Origin of the sequence: Flavobacterium litorale, from assembly GCF_019613795.1 — a bacterium.
Taxonomy (GTDB): domain Bacteria; phylum Bacteroidota; class Bacteroidia; order Flavobacteriales; family Flavobacteriaceae; genus Flavobacterium; species Flavobacterium litorale.
The window spans coordinates 140,536-156,603 of record NZ_CP080429.1 but is presented as its reverse complement, the minus strand read 5'-3'; the positions used below and the strand labels follow the sequence as shown (position 1 = coordinate 156,603).

The window sequence follows — 16,068 nt, the reverse complement described above, 5'->3', positions numbered from 1 at the left end:
AATAAATTATATATTACAAACTATTTAAAACGATAGAAAAATGGCAGATTTAAAAGAATTCGCAGAGCAATTAGTTAACTTAACAGTAAAAGAAGTTAACGAACTAGCTACAATATTAAAAGATGAGTACGGTATTGAGCCTGCTGCTGCTGCTGTAGCTATGGCTGGTCCTGCTGCAGGTGGTGCTGACGGTGCTGCTGCTGAGGAGCAAACAGAATTTACTGTAGTACTTAAAGAAGCTGGTGCTTCTAAACTTGCTGTAGTAAAAGCTGTAAAAGAGCTTACTGGTCTAGGTCTTAAAGACGCAAAAGACATGGTAGATAGTGCTCCTACAAACGTAAAAGAAGGTGTATCTAAAGATGAGGCTGAAGGTCTTAAAAAATCTCTAGAAGAAGCCGGAGCTGTAGTTGAGCTTAAATAAGCCCTACTAGGTTAAAAATTCCAGGTTTAGGCCTTGAGAAGTACTCTCAAAGGCCTAAACCATTTTTCGTATAATAACATTTTATACGTTTCTATATATATTATTTTAATCAAAATTTTGTCCATTGATGATAACAAATCAGACTGAAAGATTAAATTTTGCCTCAACAAAAAACATTCCTGATTACCCAGATTTTCTAGATATTCAGGTAAAATCGTTTAAAGATTTTTTCCAGCTTGAAACAAAGTCAGATGAAAGAGGCAACGAAGGTCTATATAACACCTTCATGGAAAACTTTCCGATTACTGATACAAGAAATCAGTTCGTATTGGAGTTCCTTGACTATTTTGTTGACCCACCACGCTATACAATTGAGGAGTGTATTGACAGAGGACTTACTTACAGTGTACCGCTTAAAGCGAGACTGAAACTGTATTGTACAGATCCTGAACATGAAGATTTTGAAACGATTGTGCAGGACGTTTACTTGGGTACCATCCCATACATGACGCCTAGTGGTACTTTTGTTATCAATGGTGCAGAACGTGTAGTTGTATCGCAACTTCACCGTTCGCCAGGAGTTTTCTTTGGTCAATCCTTCCATGCCAACGGTACAAAATTATATTCTGCCAGAGTAATACCGTTTAAAGGTTCTTGGATAGAATTTGCTACAGATATTAATAGCGTAATGTATGCTTACATTGACAGAAAGAAAAAGCTGCCTGTAACTACATTATTTAGAGCCATTGGATTTGAAAGGGATAAGGATATTCTTGAAATATTTGATCTTGCGGAGGAAATAAAAGTATCTAAAACAGGGTTGAAAAAATACATTGGTAGAAGACTTGCTGCACGTGTGCTAAACACATGGCACGAGGATTTTGTTGATGAAGATACGGGAGAAGTTGTATCCATAGAGCGTAACGAAATTATACTAGACAGAGATACTATAATTGACAAGGAAAATGTTGAAGAAATTATAGCATCTAGTGTAAAAACAATACTGTTACACAAAGAGGATAATAACCAAGCAGATTATGCTATTATCCACAATACGTTACAAAAAGACCCTACAAACTCAGAAAAAGAAGCTGTAGAGCATATTTACCGTCAGTTGCGTAATGCAGAACCGCCTGATGAAGAAACTGCTCGAGGCATTATAGATAAATTGTTCTTCTCAGACCAACGTTACAACTTAGGTGAAGTAGGTCGTTACAGAATGAACAAAAAACTAGGGCTTGATATTACTATGGATAAGCAAGTGCTTACCAAAGAAGATATTATTACCATAGTAAAATACCTTATTGAGCTAATCAACTCTAAAGCAGAGATTGATGATATTGATCACTTATCAAACCGTCGTGTACGTACAGTAGGAGAACAATTATCAGCACAATTTGGTGTAGGTCTTGCCCGTATGGCAAGAACGATACGTGAGCGTATGAATGTAAGGGATAATGAGGTGTTTACACCAATAGACCTTATTAATGCAAAAACACTATCGTCAGTAATTAACTCGTTCTTCGGTACCAACCAGCTATCGCAGTTCATGGATCAAACCAATCCATTAGCCGAGATAACGCACAAAAGAAGACTATCAGCACTAGGTCCTGGTGGTTTATCCAGAGAGCGTGCAGGTTTCGAGGTTCGTGACGTTCACTACACACACTACGGTCGTTTATGTCCTATTGAAACACCAGAGGGACCAAACATTGGTCTTATCTCATCACTAGGAGTGTATGCCAAAGTAAATACAATGGGCTTCATCGAAACACCATACCGAAAGGTAACTGAGGGTAGAGTAGATTTAGAATCAGAACCAATTTACCTGAGTGCAGAAGAGGAAGAAGGTAAAATGATTGCGCAGGCAAATACTGAAATGAAAGATGATGGAAGCATTACTTCTGAAAGAGTAATTGCTCGTGAAGAAGGCGATTTCCCAGTAGTAGAGCCAACAGCAATACACTATACTGATGTTGCACCAAACCAAATTGCATCCATATCAGCATCGTTAATTCCATTCTTGGAGCATGATGATGCCAACCGTGCACTGATGGGAAGTAACATGATGCGACAAGCAGTACCATTATTACGTCCAGAAGCACCTGTTGTAGGTACAGGATTAGAGCGCCAAGTAGCCTCAGATTCCAGAGTACTTATTAATGCAGAAGGAAGCGGTACTGTAGAGTATGTAGATGCTAATAAGATTACAATTAAGTATGACAGAACGGATCGTGAGCGTACGGTAAGTTTTGATACAGATGATAAGTCGTACAACCTAATCAAGTTCAGAAAAACCAACCAAGGTACAAGCATCAACCTTAAGCCAATTGTAAGAAAAGGCGATAGAGTTGCTAAAGGGCAAGTACTTTGTGAAGGATATGCTACACAAAATGGCGAGCTTGCACTAGGGCGTAACCTTAAAGTGGCGTTTATGCCATGGAAAGGGTACAACTTTGAGGATGCAATTGTAATATCAGAAAAAGTAGTACGTGATGATATTTTTACATCAATACACGTAGACGATTACTCATTAGAAGTAAGAGATACCAAGTTAGGTAACGAAGAGTTAACTAACGATATACCAAACGTAAGCGAGGAAGCTACTAAAGACCTTGATGAGAATGGTATGATTAGAATTGGTGCAGAGGTTAAGCCTGGCGATATTCTTATCGGTAAAATTACACCTAAAGGGGAAAGCGACCCAACACCTGAAGAGAAGCTATTAAGAGCTATTTTTGGAGATAAAGCAGGAGATGTTAAAGATGCCTCATTAAAAGCATCACCATCACTACGCGGGGTTGTATTAGACAAAAAATTATTTGCACGTGCCGTTAAAGATAAACGTAAACGTACAAAAGATAAAGACGATTTAAGCAAACTTGAGTTAGAGTTCGAAGTAAAATTCAACGAGCTTAGGGACAGGCTTATAGATAAACTATTTAATATAGTAAACGGTAAAACATCGCAAGGTGTAATGAACGATTTGGGTGAAGAAGTATTACCAAAAGGTAAAAAATTCACACAAAAAATGCTTTACGCTGTAGAAGATTTTGCACACCTTACAAAAGGACAGTGGACTACGGATGACGAAACCAATGCAATGGTTAACGACCTTATCCACAACTACAAAATTAAACTGAACGACCTTCAGGGAGCCTTACGTAGAGAGAAATTTACCATTACTGTAGGGGATGAGTTACCATCAGGTATATTAAAACTTGCTAAAGTTTACATTGCTAAAAAACGTAAACTAAAAGTAGGAGATAAGATGGCAGGGCGTCACGGTAACAAAGGTATCGTAGCACGTATTGTACGCCAAGAAGATATGCCGTTCCTAGAAGACGGAACACCTGTAGATATCGTACTAAACCCACTTGGTGTACCATCGCGTATGAACATTGGGCAGATATACGAAACTGTACTAGGTTGGGCAGGTATGAATTTAGGTAAGAAGTTTGCAACACCAATTTTTGATGGTGCATCTTTAGACCAAATTAACGAACTTACTGATGAGGCAGGTATACCACGATTTGGACATACCTATCTTTATGATGGAGGTACGGGAGACCGTTTCCACCAGCCAGCAACAGTAGGAGTTATTTACATGCTTAAACTAGGGCACATGGTAGACGATAAAATGCACGCACGTTCCATTGGTCCGTACTCACTTATTACGCAGCAACCTCTTGGAGGTAAAGCACAGTTTGGTGGACAGCGTTTTGGAGAGATGGAGGTTTGGGCTCTTGAGGCTTACGGTGCATCGAGCACGCTTAGAGAGATACTTACCGTTAAATCGGATGACGTTATCGGAAGGGCTAAAACCTATGAGTCAATCGTTAAGGGAGAAGCCATGCCAGAACCAGGTTTACCAGAATCATTCAATGTATTAATGCATGAACTGAAAGGACTTGGACTTGACATCAGATTAGAAGAATAAATTTCCACGGGAGTGGCACAACAGTGCTATTCCCTTTTATAGTGTTTTTAATAAATCGATAGATCTATATTACATGACGAGATTAAAAGATAAAAATACCGTTAAAAGATTCAACAAAATATCTATAGGTTTGGCATCGCCAGAATCTATACTTGCTGAGTCAAGGGGTGAGGTTCTTAAACCAGAAACCATTAACTATCGTACCCATAAACCGGAAAGAGATGGCTTGTTTTGCGAGCGTATCTTTGGTCCAGTAAAAGATTTTGAATGTGCCTGTGGTAAGTACAAACGAATCCGTTATAAAGGAATTGTTTGTGACCGATGTGGTGTAGAAGTTACGGAGAAAAAAGTTCGACGTGACAGGGTAGGGCATATTAACCTTGTTGTGCCTATTGCACACATATGGTATTTCCGTTCGTTACCAAACAAAATAGGTTACATACTTGGGCTTCCATCTAAGAAGCTGGATATGATTATATACTATGAAAGGTATGTAGTTATACAGCCAGGTATTGCCAAAAATGCAGACGGTGAAGACCTTAACCGATTGGATTTCCTTACAGAAGAAGAATATCTTAATATACTAGATACGCTTCCGCAGGAAAACTTATATTTAGATGACACCGACCCTAACAAGTTTATTGCTAAGATGGGTGCAGAGTGTATTATGGATTTATTGGCAAGAATCGATCTTGACGAGTTGTCATACAACCTACGCCATAGTGCCAATACAGAAACGTCTAAACAACGTAAAACAGAAGCATTAAAAAGATTGCAGGTTGTAGAGTCATTCCGTGAGTCTAACAAAAACAGAGAAAACCGCCCTGAGTGGATGATACTTAAGGTAATACCAGTTATCCCACCAGAGCTTCGCCCGTTAGTACCGTTAGATGGTGGTCGTTTTGCAACGTCCGACCTTAACGACCTTTACAGAAGGGTTATTATACGTAATAACCGTTTAAAAAGGCTAATGGAAATAAAAGCACCAGAAGTTATTTTGCGTAATGAAAAGCGTATGCTACAGGAATCTGTAGATTCACTTTTTGATAATACAAGGAAAGCCTCTGCGGTTAAAACAGAATCGAACCGACCACTAAAATCGTTATCAGATTCATTAAAAGGCAAACAAGGACGTTTCCGTCAAAACCTATTGGGTAAACGTGTAGATTATTCAGCACGTTCGGTAATTGTTGTAGGACCCGAAATGAAACTGTTTGAGTGCGGTATTCCTAAAGATATGGCTGCCGAGCTGTACAAACCATTCGTTATCCGTAAACTGATAGAGCGTGGTATTGTAAAAACAGTAAAATCGGCTAAAAAAATAATAGATAAAAAAGAGCCTGTAGTATGGGACATCCTTGAAAATGTAATTAAAGGACACCCAATACTACTAAACCGTGCTCCTACGCTTCACCGTTTGGGTATACAGGCATTCCAGCCAAAACTTATCGAAGGAAAAGCAATTCAGCTACACCCATTGGTATGTACGGCATTTAACGCCGATTTTGATGGTGACCAGATGGCGGTACACTTACCACTAGGACCAGAGGCTATACTAGAGGCACAGTTATTAATGCTTGCTTCGCACAACATCCTCAACCCTGCTAATGGTGCACCTATTACGGTACCATCTCAGGATATGGTATTGGGTCTGTATTACATGACCAAAGAGCGTTTATCTACAGAAGAAGTTAAAGTTAAAGGAGAAGGGCTAACATTCTACTCTGCAGAGGAAGTAAATATTGCCATTAACGAGAATCGACTAGACCTTAATGCACGCGTAAAAATACGTGCTAAAGATTTTAACGAAGAAGGTGAACTTGTTTACAAAATAATACAAACTACAGCAGGTAGAGTACTATTTAACGAAGTAGTACCTGAAGCTGCAGGATATATAAACGAAGTGCTTACTAAAAAATCACTACGTGATATTATTGGTAAGATATTAAATGTTACCGATGTTCCTACAACAGCAGGATTCCTAGATAGTATGAAAGATATGGGATACAAATTTGCATTCCGCGGAGGGTTATCATTCAGTCTTGGAGATATTATTATACCACCTAAAAAGCAAGACTTAATTGTTGATGCTAACGAGCAGGTAGAAGGTATCTCTGCAAACTACAACATGGGACTTATTACCAATAACGAGCGTTATAACCAAGTTATTGATGTATGGACATCTACTAACGCAATGCTTACGGAGCTTGCCATGAAAAACATTCGTGAAGACCAACAAGGGTTTAACTCGGTGTTTATGATGCTTGATTCTGGAGCAAGGGGTAGTAAAGAGCAGATACGCCAGCTTACAGGTATGCGTGGTTTGATGGCTAAGCCTAAAAAATCAACCGCTGGTGGTGGTGAGATTATTGAGAACCCGATTCTTTCTAACTTTAAAGAAGGACTTTCAATTCTCGAATACTTTATCTCTACCCACGGTGCACGTAAAGGGCTTGCCGATACGGCACTTAAAACCGCCGATGCTGGTTACCTAACCAGAAGGCTGCATGATGTTTCTCAGGATGTTATTGTAAACTCAGTAGATTGCGGTACACTAAGAGGAATTGAAGTTGAGCCATTAAAGAAAAATGAAGAAATAGTAGAATCGTTAGGCGAAAGAATACTAGGGCGCGTAGCATTGCAAGATGTTATTAACCCACTAACGTCTGAAGTGATTATACAGGCAGGGGTAGAAATTACCGAAGCCGAAGTAAAAGCAGTAAACGCCGCACCAATCGAAAAAGTTGAAGTACGCTCTCCATTAACTTGTGAGGCTACTAAGGGTATTTGTGCCAAGTGTTACGGACGTAACCTTGCTACAGGTAAGATGACGCAACGAGGAGAAGCCGTTGGTGTAATTGCAGCACAGTCTATTGGTGAGCCAGGTACACAGCTTACACTACGTACGTTCCACGTTGGGGGTACTGCGGGTAACATATCTGAGGAATCAAGTATCATTACTAAGTTTAAAGGTAGATTAGAAATAGAAGACCTTAAAACAGTTGTGGGAGAAGATAGCGATGGAAACAAAGTAAATATCGTGGTATCACGTTCTACAGAGTTGAAATTGGTTGATGATAACACAGGTATATTATTAAATACGCACAACATACCTTACGGTTCTAACATTTATGTGAAAAATGGTGAGGTTGTAGACGAAGGTGCTGTAATATGTAAGTGGGACCCCTATAACGGTGTAATTATATCTGAGTTTACAGGTAAGATTGCTTATGAGGATATCGAGCAAGGACAATCGTTCATGGTTGAGATTGATGAGCAAACAGGATTCCAAGAAAAAGTAATTTCTGAATCTAGAGCTAAAAAATTAATACCAACCTTACTAATCTACGGAAAAGATGGCGAGCTTATTCGTTCGTACAACTTACCAGTAGGTGCCCACCTTATGGTAGATGATGGCGAGAAAATTAAGGCAGGTAAAATTCTTGTAAAAATACCACGTCGTTCATCCAAAGCGGGTGATATTACAGGTGGTCTGCCAAGAATTACAGAGCTTCTAGAGGCACGTAATCCTTCAAACCCAGCCGTAGTATCAGAAATTGATGGTGTAGTATCGTTTGGTAAAATCAAGCGAGGTAACCGTGAGATTATCATCGAATCTAAATTTGGTGAAATCAAAAAATACTTAGTTAAACTATCGAATCAGATATTGGTTCAGGAGAATGACTACGTAAAAGCAGGTATGCCACTTTCTGATGGTGCTATAACACCTGAAGATATATTGAGAATACAAGGACCATCTGCAGTACAGCAGTACCTTGTAAACGAAATTCAGGAAGTATACCGACTACAGGGTGTAAAAATTAACGATAAGCACTTTGAAGTTGTTATACGCCAAATGATGCGTAAAGTAAGAGTTCAAGATCCAGGGGATACACTTTTCCTTGAAGATCAGTTAATACATACTAGAGACTTTATTGTAGAGAACGATAAGTTATACGGAATGAAGGTAGTAGAAGATGCTGGAGATTCTGAAAACCTTAAAGCAGGTCAAATCATTTCGCCACGTGAGTTGCGCGATGAGAATTCGTTACTAAAACGTAACGACCAAAACCAAGTAGTAGCACGCGATGTAATTCCTGCTACTGCCACACCAATGCTACAAGGTATAACACGTGCATCATTACAAACCAAGTCGTTTATATCGGCTGCATCATTCCAGGAAACTACCAAAGTACTTAATGAAGCTGCGGTAGCGGGTAAAGTAGATACCCTTGAAGGACTGAAAGAAAATGTTATTGTAGGACACAGAATACCAGCAGGTACAGGTATGCGAAACTACGATAATATGATAGTAGGCTCTAAAGAGGAGATGAACGATTTACTAACACCTACAACAGAGGAAGTAAACTATTAAAAGACATAACCAATGAGTGATCAGAAACAACAAAAGCCAGGGCAAATTAATATTGAACTGGACGAAAAAACAGCCGAAGGAACGTACTCTAATCTAGCTATAATCAATCATTCTGCATCAGAGTTTGTAGTCGATTTTGTAGCCATGATGCCAGGTGCACCTAAAGCCAAAGTAAAATCGCGCATTGTGTTAACGCCACAGCATGCTAAACGACTGCTAAAAGCGTTAGGCGAAAACATTAATCGTTTTGAAAGTGCCCATGGTACCATAAGCGATTCCGAGCAGCCTTCGCTTCCGCTTAGTTTTGGTCCTGCTGGACAAGCGTAATGTAAATACAGTATTAGTAAAACCCGCTCAACAGAGCGGGTTTTTTATTGGCATATATTCTACACATCGCTAAATTTCCGTAACTTTGATGTCCGTCAAAAAATCATCAATCCTATCAATCATTACATTTGTATGTCTAGCATTATTCAGTTACTTCCCGACCATGTTGCCAATCAAATAGCGGCAGGAGAGGTGGTGCAACGCCCTGCTTCGGTAGTAAAAGAATTACTAGAAAACGCGGTTGATGCAAGTGCTACTGATATTAAACTCATTATTAAAGATGCGGGTAAAACCCTAATACAAGTTATTGATAATGGTGTTGGCATGAATGCCAGTGATGCCCGATTGTGTTTTGAACGCCATGCTACCAGTAAAATACGCCATGCTGAAGATTTATTTGCACTCTGTACCAAAGGTTTTAGGGGTGAGGCTTTAGCCAGTATTGCCGCTATTGCTCATGTAGAGATGAAAACCAAACAAGAGCAGGAAGAGCTGGGTACACACATTGTTATAGAGGGCAGTAAGGTAGTAAGCCAGGATGTTGCGGTAGTACCTAAAGGCACCTCATTCTCCATAAAAAACTTATTTTATAATATACCGGCTAGGCGTAACTTTTTAAAATCGGATACCGTCGAGTTTAGGCATATTGTAGATGAATTTGAGCGTGTTGCTTTAGCACATCCCAATATTAGTTTTGTGTTGTACCACAACGGTAGCGAAATGTTTAACCTACCTATGGCAAACCAACGCCAACGTATAGTAGGTGTTTTTGGTGCGCGTACCAACGAGAAATTAGTTCCTGTACAAGAAACTACTGAGATTGTAAAAATACAGGGCTTTGCTATTAAACCCGAGTTTGCCAAGAAGAGTAGAGGCGAACAATTTTTTTTTGTAAACAACAGGTTTATAAAAAGTGGTTACTTACACCATGCCGTTGTGGCAGCCTACGAGGGGTTGTTAAAAGATGGTTGCCAACCAGGTTATTTTATTTATCTGGAAGTGCCACCCAACACTATAGATATTAACATTCACCCCACAAAAACGGAGATAAAATTTGATGACGAGCATGCGCTATATGCTATACTCCGTTCATCCATTAAACACAGCTTGGGGCAATTTAATGTAGCACCAGTGCTCGATTTTGAGCGTGATGCTAACCTCGATACGCCTTACAATTACGAAAGTAAAGCAGCGGTAACGCCAAATGTACAAGTAGATAGGGGTTTTAATCCTTTTGCTGATGAACCATCAGGGCAACAATCGCAAAAAACAACTCCATCTGCGTATGCTTCGTCTGCATTTCGGAAAACAGACCGAACAGCTTCTTGGGAAAGTTTATATACAGAACTTACGCCTACTACAAACGGACAGGAAGGCATAGATTTTGAACAGAACGAAATAACAGGTTCGTTATTTAATGATGGGGAGGTAGAGCAAACTGTTCAGACGACTTATCAGATACATAAAAAATATATTGTTAGCCCTATAAAATCGGGTATGGTAATAATTGACCAAAAGCGAGCCCACCAGCGAGTGTTGTACGAACAATTTTTAAAAAATATAACCGTACAGCAAGGAGCTAGCCAGCAATTATTGTTTCCGTTAACGTTGCATTACAATAAAACAGAAATAGACCTTATACAGGAAATGAAAGCAGCGTTAGAAAATACGGGCTTTGTGTTTACCGAAATTAATACCGATAATATTGTAGTTTCGGGATTACCTGTTAATGTACCTGAAAGCGAGGTATCCATACTATTGGAAGAACTAATTAGCGATTTACAACAAGAAGTACCCGACAGTAGTTTTAGCCAAACCGATAGCATTGCCAAATCGATGGCACGTAGCCTTGCTGTAAAAACAGGTGTATTGCTTACCGAAGCAGAGCAAGAAAATATGGTAAACTCGTTATTTGCGTGTAAAGAGCCTGATGTTTCCCCATTTAATAAACCAACTTTCATTACTATGAGTGTGGAAGATTTAGATAAACGATTTGCCATATGATGCGCATTACTGATACTGTTAAGCAGTTAATAATTATAAATGTTATATTTTTTATAGGAACTCAGTTTATAGGTACGTCTGTAGCCTATAATTACTTGGCGCTTCACTTTCCGCAATCAGACGATTTTAAAGTGTGGCAGTTACTTACCCATATGTTTATGCATGGCGGTATTACTCACATATTATTTAATATGTTTGGTTTATGGATGTTTGGTAGTGCTTTAGAGTTACAATGGGGTACTAAGAAGCTTTTATTTTTTTATGTTTCATGCGGGCTTGGTGCGGCATTACTACATTTGGGTGTCACGTATTTTGAAATGCAGAGTGTTTTAGAAGGAGCGAACAACATGAATCTCTCCTCAAATACTCTGCATCAAATATTAAATATCGATTTTTTAACTGATAGTAATTACAGTGAAGACTTATTTAAGCGCAGGTTGATACCAATACTTCAGGAGAGTGGAAAAGTAAATTTGTTGAACCAAGAAAGTTATAGTAGTCTAATTAATGGTGCGGCATTAAACCAAAGACCTATGTTAGGCGCTTCAGGAGCACTATACGGTATTATTGTTGCTTTTGCATTTATGTTTCCGAATGCCGAGCTAATGCTATTGTTTTTACCCATACCTATAAAAGCAAAATATTTTGTACCTGGGCTGTTGGCAGTCGATTTATTTTTAGGACTTAAAGGGCAATCAGTATTTGGTGGGGCATGGCATACAGGTATAGCACATTTTGCCCACCTTGGCGGTGCATTAATAGGATTTGTAATGATGTGGTACTGGAAGAAGAATCAGTTTAACAATAACCGTTGGAATTAGCGTTATGGGACTTATAGACGATTTAAAGTTGCAATATAGAATAGGGGGAATAACGCAAAGACTTATTTTTTGGAACATAGGGCTGTTTGTTATTCCGCTAATACTACTTAGCATACTAGCACCATTCAGGGTAGAACTGCCCTTTATGGACTGGAACAATCCTCTTGCAGATGATTGGTTTAGTATCTCCTCCCAACCTCAAGATTTATTATGGAAACCTTGGTCGTTAATTACCTACGCATTTCTGCATTCAGGTTTTTTTCACATACTTTTTAATATGTTAGTGCTTCATTTTTCAGCACGCATATTCCTCACTTTTTTTACGCAAAAACAGCTTTTTGGCCTATACATATTAGCAGCAATATTTTCGGCGTTACTGTTTATTCTTAGTTACAATACTATACCGCTGCTTACTAGTTTGAACTCTTCTAAAATGGTAGGAGCTTCTGGCTCTATTATGGGGATATTGGTAGCTACTGCTGTGTATGCACCCTATTATCAGGTACGGCTTATGCTTATTGGTACAGTAAAACTCTGGCACATTGCATTAGTGTTTATTATATTAGATCTTATTAATGTCTCTGTTAGTAATCAAGGAGGTCATATAGCACACCTTGCAGGAGCATTATTTGGTTACATTTTTATAAAAGCACTACAAAACGGTACCGATTTAAGTAAAATAGTTTCTAGTGTTATCGAGTTTTTCGAGAACCTATTTAAACCCAAAACCAAATCACCCTTTAAAAAAGTACATCGTAACAAAACGCAACCCAATAAGTATAAAAGCGCAGCTAAAAAGCCTAAAGATGTTACACAACAACAAATAGACGATATACTCGATAAGATAAGTAAATCGGGTTACGATAGCCTGACTAAAGAGGAGAAAGAGTTTTTGTTTAAAGTTGGTAAATAATAAGTAGTTTTGCTTTTGTAAAGGTATTGTAATGAAAAAACTTTCGTGGTTTAATAAACTTGTGTTCTTCCTTAATATGGTAGTAACTGTATTAACGTTTGTAGCCTATGTTTTACCCTTTTTAGCACCCAAAGTATTTCCCATATTATCGGTATTTACTCTGTTACTACCCCTAATGTTGGTGCTTAATTTTTTATTTTTTATTTACTGGTTATTGCAGTTTAAAAAGCAAATGCTCCTATCAGGTATTGTACTGCTTTTAGGTATTACATTTATAAATAAGTTTTACAAATTTTCTCAGGAAAATGTACCCCAAACACAAGAAGATTTTACCCTGATGAGTTACAATGTCCGAATGTTTAATTTGTACAGATGGGTGCCCGATATTAACGCAAAAGATAGCATAAAGCAATTTGTAGGTAAGCAAGATCCCGATATTTTGTGTTTCCAAGAATATGCTCCTTCAGACGATGTGTATTTCAATCATTACAAGTATAAGTACATTTTTTCGCGTAACGATCGTTATAAAACAGGGCAAGCAATATTTTCTAAATTCCCAATTGTAGACAAGGGTAGTATTAAATTTCCTAAATCCAGCAATAATGTTATATATGCTGATTTGAAGAAGGGGAACGATACAATTAGGGTGTATAGTATGCACATGCAATCGATAAAAATAGCTCCAGATATTCACGAAAAGATAGACGAAGAGAAGTCGAAACGTATTTTTAAACGCCTTAGCGAAGCTTTTGCTAAACAGCAATTACAAGCGGAACTATTAGTAGCTCATAAGCAACAATGTAATTATCCTACTATTATTTGTGGTGACCTTAATAATAGTGCATTCTCCTATGTGTACAGAAGCATTAAAGGCGATATGAATGATGCTTTTGAGGAAGTGGGTAGTGGTTTTGGTAAATCGTATAACTTTAAATATTATCCTGCACGGATTGACTATATTTTTTCTGATAACAACTTTCAGACAAAATCATTTAACACATTTAATGGTTTTGTCAACTCAGATCATTTCCCGATAATGGCACGCTTGGCTATTACTACTAAAGAAGATAAATAGTAACCTTAATTACGTATTTAAAGCGACTGATTTTTTAGATAATCTAAAGCATGGCGTCCTTCGTTAAAAAGTAAATCCAGTATGCTAAGGTTATTAATAAAACCATGCTTGTCATTAAATACTTGTATGTAAGGCTCAAAAGTTGAAGCGTCTTTTTTGCCGTTTACCAAGTAACGATAATCGGTTATATCATCTACTTCATGAAAGTATTCCGTTGTTTTATCATACGAAAAATCCATTCCCAAACAATCCGTAACAATTTCCATAGCCTCAAAGTTGAGGTCCATCATGTAAGTATGTTTTTTCTCAAATAGCGGACGTATATCATCTTCAAAATACTCGAAGAACGGAGACGTTCTATACGCTGCTTCAAGCGATTTAAAATGCTGCTTTTGCCACCCAAAAGCTTGCTCTATTTTAGTGTCTTTAAACTTTTGATGATTTCCTTTGCTGTGCTTTACAGGGATGTTGAGTAGCTGGATACCGTTAGGGCTGTAAATATACATCCTGTTCCTGTTGGTTTGTTTCTGGAAATTATCTTCAACCTCAAAAGTTATAGCATTGGCTTTTACCATAGCCACAAAATGGCTAACGGATGGAAAATAGGTAGGATGTAATAGAATGTGCATTAAAATGAATTAATCAGTTTTTGCCTTTTTTCTCTTTTTTCTGAAAAAATCAAAAGCAAACCATGCCGCTAATGCAATAAGAACATATTTAAGGTATGATACAGGTTCGCCATCACCACTAACAGTTGTGAAAAACCTATTCCAACGTGGCTTTCCATTGGCATCCAAACTCATCCATATTAAAACAGGCTTACCTACAATGTGGTCTTCGGGTACGTACCCCCAAAAACGGCTATCTTCAGAGTTATGGCGGTTATCTCCCATCATCCAATAATAGTTTTGTTTAAAAGTATAACTATCTACTACTTTACCATTTACTCGTATTTCGTCACCATTCACTTTAAGCTCGTTATCCTCATAATCGGTAATTATCATCTTGTAAAAAGGTAATGTTTCGCTATTTAGTGTAACTGTTTTACCTTCTTGCGGAATATAAATAGGTCCCATATTATCTACATTCCAATTGGGTTTTGTATACGGGAAAATAGTAGCATCGGTACCTTTATCTTCATATTTTTCAACGTTTACTATACCAGGATTGTTTCGTAATGTTTCTGCATTTTTCTCGGTAAGCGATTTAAAAATATACATATTATCGCTTACTTTTTGGTAAGGATCTGTTACGTCCAGTTCTTTTCTAAGATATGCATCATTTAAATTACTTCCGTCGGTAGTAACCCTATACGAATATTGTGGTTTTGCTCTATCCGATAAAATAAGCTCTTTACCATCAATATATACGAGTCCGTTTTTAATGCTAAGCGTATCACCAGGTCTGCCCACGCATCGTTTTACATAGTTCGATTTTTTGTCGATAGGCTTTTTTACAACACCCGCCTTGTAGTTTCTGAACCCAATAGTATCTACAGGCCAGTTAAATACTACAATATCATTTTTTTCGGGCTCCTCAAAACCAGGAAATCTAAAATAGGGTAGTAGTGGTTTTTTTAGGTACGATTTTGATTCTGTTAGCGGAATACTATCGTGTATCATTGGGAGTGCAACGGTAGTCATTGGCGTTCGTGCACCATAGTGAAATTTGCTTACAAATAAAAAGTCGCCTACCAATAAGGTTTTCTCCAACGATGAGGTAGGTATGGTATAAGGTTGCATTACATAGGTGTGTACAATGGTAGCGACTACTACTGCAAATAGTAATGAGCTTACCGTATCGCCTGCTTTGGTGCTAGCTTTTAAATCGCGCTCTGCACGATAATCGGCATCGCCACTATAATTAATATAGTAGATGTATAAGCCTAAGGTAATAATGCCTAGCAATGTATCTTTAGTGGAGGTTTTGCCAAAACTCCTTAGTGTTTCTACCCATACTACAGGGAACATAATTAGGTTTACAATAGGTACAAATAGTAGTAATACCCACCAACGAGGGCGGTTAATAATGCGCATTAAAACAACACCATTATAAATTGGTACAGCAGCTTCCCAAGGTTTTCTGCCCGCTTTTTGGTAAAGTTTCCAAGTACCTAAAAAGTGTACTACTTGTACTGCTAGTATAAATATAAACCATTCTAATAGTGTCATCTTCTATATATTTTATTATAT

10 protein-coding genes are annotated in these 16,068 nt (G+C 38.1%); 8 read left to right on the top strand and 2 right to left on the bottom strand.

All coding sequences use genetic code 11. The features are described from left to right. The first annotated feature begins 40 nt into the window (after positions 1-40). From rplL to K1I41_RS00680, 8 genes are all read left to right on the top strand, one after another. Complete coding sequence (gene rplL / locus K1I41_RS00715) at positions 41-421, top strand: 50S ribosomal protein L7/L12 (protein ID WP_220640781.1); 381 nt, start codon at positions 41-43, stop codon at positions 419-421. Positions 422-548: 127 nt separating this feature from the next. Continuing rightward, positions 549-4,361 (top strand): DNA-directed RNA polymerase subunit beta, encoded by a 3,813-nt coding sequence (gene rpoB / locus K1I41_RS00710; protein ID WP_220640780.1) that lies wholly within the window; start codon positions 549-551, stop codon positions 4,359-4,361. A 73-nt stretch (positions 4,362-4,434) separates the two neighbouring features. Beyond that, on the top strand, positions 4,435-8,736 hold the full coding sequence (gene rpoC, locus K1I41_RS00705; protein ID WP_220640779.1) for a DNA-directed RNA polymerase subunit beta': 4,302 nt from the start codon (positions 4,435-4,437) through the stop codon (positions 8,734-8,736). Between the two features lie 12 nt (positions 8,737-8,748). After that, entirely contained in the window at positions 8,749-9,063 is a 315-nt protein-coding gene (locus K1I41_RS00700) for a DUF3467 domain-containing protein (RefSeq protein WP_220640778.1), read from the top strand. Between the two features lie 132 nt (positions 9,064-9,195). Beyond that, the gene (gene mutL / locus K1I41_RS00695) at positions 9,196-11,067 is read left to right on the top strand and encodes a DNA mismatch repair endonuclease MutL (RefSeq protein WP_220640777.1); all 1,872 of its coding nucleotides are present in this window, start codon (positions 9,196-9,198) and stop codon (positions 11,065-11,067) included. Beyond that, positions 11,064-11,888 carry a rhomboid family intramembrane serine protease gene (locus K1I41_RS00690; RefSeq protein ID WP_220640776.1) on the top strand — a complete coding sequence of 275 codons (825 nt, stop codon included), beginning with the start codon at positions 11,064-11,066 and terminating at the stop codon, positions 11,886-11,888. Before mutL ends, K1I41_RS00690 begins: the two co-directional genes overlap by 4 nt. Before the next feature lie 4 nt (positions 11,889-11,892). Next, on the top strand, positions 11,893-12,801 hold the full coding sequence (locus K1I41_RS00685; protein ID WP_220640775.1) for a rhomboid family intramembrane serine protease: 909 nt from the start codon (positions 11,893-11,895) through the stop codon (positions 12,799-12,801). A gap of 31 nt (positions 12,802-12,832) precedes the next feature. Continuing rightward, complete coding sequence (locus K1I41_RS00680) at positions 12,833-13,876, top strand: endonuclease/exonuclease/phosphatase family protein (protein ID WP_220640774.1); 1,044 nt, start codon at positions 12,833-12,835, stop codon at positions 13,874-13,876. A gap of 17 nt (positions 13,877-13,893) precedes the next feature. Here the strand turns inward: K1I41_RS00680 and K1I41_RS00675 are convergent, their stop codons facing one another. Both K1I41_RS00675 and lepB read right to left on the bottom strand, forming a co-directional pair. Further along, positions 13,894-14,505 carry a WbqC family protein gene (locus K1I41_RS00675; protein ID WP_220640773.1) on the bottom strand — a complete coding sequence of 204 codons (612 nt, stop codon included), beginning with the start codon at positions 14,503-14,505 and terminating at the stop codon, positions 13,894-13,896. Between the two features lie 9 nt (positions 14,506-14,514). Next, positions 14,515-16,047: a signal peptidase I gene (gene lepB, locus K1I41_RS00670; RefSeq protein ID WP_220640772.1), complete on the bottom strand. Its 1,533-nt coding sequence runs from the start codon at positions 16,045-16,047 to the stop codon at positions 14,515-14,517. Between the last annotated feature and the right edge of the window lie 21 nt (positions 16,048-16,068).